Source organism: Streptomyces sp. E11-3 (assembly GCF_046540415.1).
In the GTDB taxonomy this organism is placed as follows: domain Bacteria; phylum Actinomycetota; class Actinomycetes; order Streptomycetales; family Streptomycetaceae; genus Streptomyces.
Map to the genome: position 1 here is coordinate 1 of NZ_JAZGRL010000025.1, position 3,694 is coordinate 3,694.

Annotated in this window: 4 protein-coding genes and 1 pseudogene; 3 read left to right on the top strand and 2 right to left on the bottom strand. The window is 69.8% G+C overall.

Annotated elements, in window-relative coordinates; translation table 11 throughout:
* The first annotated feature begins 512 nt into the window (after positions 1 to 512).
* Positions 513 to 1,094: a TMEM165/GDT1 family protein gene (locus tag U9R90_RS34330; RefSeq protein WP_411061254.1), complete on the top strand. Its 582-nt coding sequence runs from the start codon at positions 513 to 515 to the stop codon at positions 1,092 to 1,094.
* 193 nt (positions 1,095 to 1,287) lie between these two features.
* Positions 1,288 to 1,953, top strand: coding sequence for an HAD-IA family hydrolase (locus U9R90_RS34335; protein ID WP_411061256.1), 666 nt, complete (start codon positions 1,288 to 1,290; stop codon positions 1,951 to 1,953).
* Between the two features lie 57 nt (positions 1,954 to 2,010).
* Here U9R90_RS34335 and U9R90_RS34340 read toward each other — a convergent pair whose 3' ends face one another.
* The gene (locus tag U9R90_RS34340) at positions 2,011 to 2,445 is read right to left on the bottom strand and encodes a PIN domain-containing protein (RefSeq protein ID WP_411061258.1); all 435 of its coding nucleotides are present in this window, start codon (positions 2,443 to 2,445) and stop codon (positions 2,011 to 2,013) included.
* Complete coding sequence (locus tag U9R90_RS34345; RefSeq protein WP_411061259.1) at positions 2,442 to 2,696, bottom strand: CopG family transcriptional regulator; 255 nt, start codon at positions 2,694 to 2,696, stop codon at positions 2,442 to 2,444. The genes U9R90_RS34340 and U9R90_RS34345 overlap by 4 nt, the downstream gene beginning before the upstream one ends.
* Before the next feature lie 301 nt (positions 2,697 to 2,997).
* On the opposite strand from U9R90_RS34345, the pseudogene U9R90_RS34350 reads away from it, so the two are divergent.
* Positions 2,998 to 3,694: pseudogene (locus U9R90_RS34350) on the top strand (hypothetical protein); the annotation flags it as partial.

Below are 3,694 nucleotides of genomic sequence, written 5' to 3' on the forward strand. Positions count from 1 at the left end.
GTGGGGGGTGCGGCCTGGGCGGGCGGGCCGGTGAGCAGGGCGATGGCCGAGACGAGTCCGATGAGCGCGGCGAGCAGGCTCATGCGGCGGGTGGTGTGGCGGGATATGGGTTGACGCGCGTAGCTATCTGGCACGTGAACTCCCTTTGAGTGGGGGGAAGTTGGCCGTTCGGGCAGGGTCATGATGGCGCTCACGGGTTTCCGTTGGGTGAGCGTTGAATGACAGGGTCGCGTCAAGCTGGAGTCGCGGCAAGGTCTGCGGCAGGGTCTGTGGCACAGGTGGTGTCACGTACTATGGGTGGCGCAGAAGGGGAGTAGCTCTTCGCCGGACCGTCGACATACTGCCGGGCTCTCGAGCCTGGCCGGCGCCCGGAGCGGACCATGGTCCGCCAGCGAGACCTTCGGCACAGCAGTGCGCTCAGGCATCCCCTGCGCGCTGCCATGCCGAGGCGTCGCGCGCAGCAAATCGCAGCAACTCTCGGTGGGGCAGCGTGCCCGACCGATAGAGGAATCTTGATCAGCTTCAGTGTGACGGCGCTGGTGTTCGGTGTCGTCTTTCTCGCCGAACTGCCGGACAAAACCGCCCTGGCGGGCCTGGTGCTCGGCACCCGCTACCGCGCCTCGTACGTCTTCGCCGGTGTCGCCGCGGCCTTCGCGGTGCATGTCGCGCTCGCCATCGCCGCGGGCAGTGTGCTGACCCTGCTGCCGGCCCGGCTTGTCGCGGCGCTGACCGGCGTGCTGTTCCTGGCGGGGGCGGCGATGCTGCTCCTGAAGGGGGATGAGGGTGAGGAGGAGGTGCGTAAGCCCGCCGACCAGAGCTTCTGGAAGGTCTCCGGCGCGGGCTTCATGCTCATCCTGGTCGCCGAGTTCGGTGACCTCACCCAGATCATGACGGCGAACCTCGCGGCCCGGTACGACGACCCGGTCTCGGTCGGGCTCGGTGCGGTGCTCGCCCTGTGGGCGGTGGCCGGGATCGGGATCCTGGGCGGTCGGGCGCTGATGAGGCGAGTGCCGCTGCGACTGATCACCCAGGTCGCGGCTGTGGTGATGCTGGCGCTGGCCGGGTTCAGCCTGTTCGAGGCTGTGGCGCCTTGAGGGTCTTGGGGGCCTTGGGGGCTTTGAGGGCCGTGAGCGCCTTGCGGCGGCTGGTGTTTCGGTCGGTTCTTGGTGGGTGGTGGCGCGGAGGGCCCTTGTTTTGTATCGTAGAGGAACAAAGTGGCCTCCGCCCGTATTCCCTGACCGGCGGGCGGGGCCGCTTGTTTTCTCTTCCTCCCCTTGGAGCCCGCCGATGACGGCCACCACCGCCACCGTTCTGACCGCCCGCGCCCTGCTCCTGGACATGGACGGGACGCTCGTCAACTCCGACGCCGTGGTGGAGCGCTGCTGGCGCCGCTGGGCCGACAAGCACGGGCTCGACTTCCCCGAGGTCATGAAGGTCGTCCACGGTCGGCAGGGTTACGCCTCGATGGCCGTACTGCTTCCCGAGCGGTCGATGGCGGAGAACCACGCCGAGAACCGCGAGATGCTCGCGGCGGAGACCGCCGACGTGGAGGGTGTCGTCCCGATCGGTGGCGCACCTGCGTTCATGGCGGCCATCGCCGACCTGCCGCACGCGCTGGTGACCTCCGCGAACGCGGCACTGGCCCGCGCCCGGATGGATGCGGCGGGACTGCCGATGCCGCTGGTGAGGGTGACCGCGGAGTGCGTCGGCGCGAGCAAGCCGGACCCGGAGGGCTTTCTCAAGGGTGCCGCCGAGCTGGGCGTCGACCCCGCGGAGTGCCTCGTCTTCGAGGACTCCCAGGCGGGCATCGCGGCGGGGCTCGCGGCCGGGATGCGGGTCGTCGGCATCGGGCCGCGGGCGGCGGCGTACGGGCCGACGGTGCATGTGGACGACCTCAGCCGGGTGCGGGTCGAGGCGGCGGGTGACGGGGTGCTGCGGCTGCGGGTCGGCTGAGGGAGTTCCGCGTCGCCCGCAGGGGGCGGGTGTGCCGTGCCGGGCGGCTGGCCGCCGTCACAGGTCATCGGGCAGGACCCGGAAGGCCTTGTGGTCGGTGAGGGGCAGGACGGCCCGGAAATCCCTGCGGTCGAGGGTGAGGACCGCGTCGGTCTCGTACTCCTCCGCCAGGGCCACGTTGACCGCATCGGCAAGGCCCAGCGACAGGCTGGCGTACCTGGACTGCACCTGTTGTGCCCGCTGAAGGAGCTCGGGTTCGATGGCGGCGATCGCGAAGTCGCCCCGCGCCGCCGCGTCCACGATGTCCTCCAGCATCTGCCGGGCGTGGACTTCGCCGAGCTCCCGCCGCCCCACATGGTCCAGTTCAGCCAGTACCAGCGGCGAGAACACCGTGAGGCCGGCTTCGTCCAGCACCCGGTAAGCGGGGTCGCTGAGGGGGTGCGCGGTGTCGAACGCCGCCAGTGTCCCGGAGGTGTCCGCGATGACGATCAACCCTCGGCTCCTGTGGAGTCGTGCCCCATCGAGTCGTGTACGACCTCGTCTGCCCGGTCCGCGAGGGTCGCATCGCCGCTGTTGAAGCGCCGCAGGCCCAGCGGCCGCTCGCGGCGGCGGTGCCGGAGAGCCGCCAGGTGCAGCGCCTCACGGATGATCTCGGCTTCGCTTATGCCCTGACGGGCGGCAGCGGCCTTGATCGTGGCCATGTCCTCGGCGTCGGCGTAGACCATCGTCCGCTTCATCGTCATGTACATATGCTACCTCCGGCATATGCGGCCGCGAGGCTGGCGAGGCGGGACGGCTGGGTCCCTGAGCCAACGGTTTCGGCGTGATCGGCGTCTAGGTAGGTGCCCCCAGCATCTGCCTGGGGGACTTGTCCATCGCCCCCGCGTTGTCCGAACGGAACCGCTGCTTGTGACCGCACTTGAGGTGTCATCGCCGCCGCGCGTAAGCGGTTTATCGCCTGCCGATGCCGATGCCGATGCCGATGCCGATGCCGATGTTGGTGTTGGTGTTGGTGAATCCTTTCTTCGGCGTTGTCGCGTTCCGTTGGTCGCGACCGTCGCCGTACTTCCCTTGTACGGGGTGTGGCTGGCGTTCTTCGCCACCGGGGGCGGGGATCTCGCCGCCCAGGAGGCGTGGGCCGGGTTCGCGTCCCGGCATCCGGGGTCGCCGTACAACCTCTTCTGGTACGGCGGGCTGCACCCCGCCAACTACAGCGTGATCTCGCCCTACTTGATGGCCGCATGCGGGGTGAAGACGGTCACCCTGGTGGCCGGTCTTGCCGGGTCCTGGCTGGCGGGGACACTGCTGGTGCGGGCGGGGGTGCGGTGGGCGGTGTGGCCGGCGCTGCTGGCATCGCTCGCGCTGTGGTGCAACGTGGTGTCGGGGCGTACCACCTTCGCGCTCGGGGTGGCCTTTGGGCTTGCGGCGTGGGCGGCGGTGCTGCGGGGGCCGGGGCTGCGGCCGCGGTCGTCGCGACGGTCGCGGCTTGTGGTGGCGGCGGTGTGTTCGGTGCTGGCCACCATGGCCAGTCCGGTGGCGGGGTTGTTTCTGGTGGTCCTTGGTGCGGGGTTTCTGCTCGTACGGGACTGGGCTCGGGCCGTTGTGCTGTTCGGGCCGCCGTGTGTTGTCGTCGCTGTGACGACCTATCTCTTTCCGTTCGACGGCGTACAGCCCATGCCACTGGCGCGGATCTGGCCGCCGGTGCTGTTCGCGGTGGTGGTCGGGGTGGCTGCGCCGCGGG

Excerpts from the sequence above, each read along its gene's own strand:
- U9R90_RS34335 (WP_411061256.1), top strand. The coding sequence starts at position 1,288 with ATGACGGCCACCACCGCCACCGTTCTGACCGCCCGCGCCCTGCTCCTG.
- U9R90_RS34345 (WP_411061259.1), bottom strand. The coding sequence starts at position 2,696 with ATGACGATGAAGCGGACGATGGTCTACGCCGACGCCGAGGACATGGCC.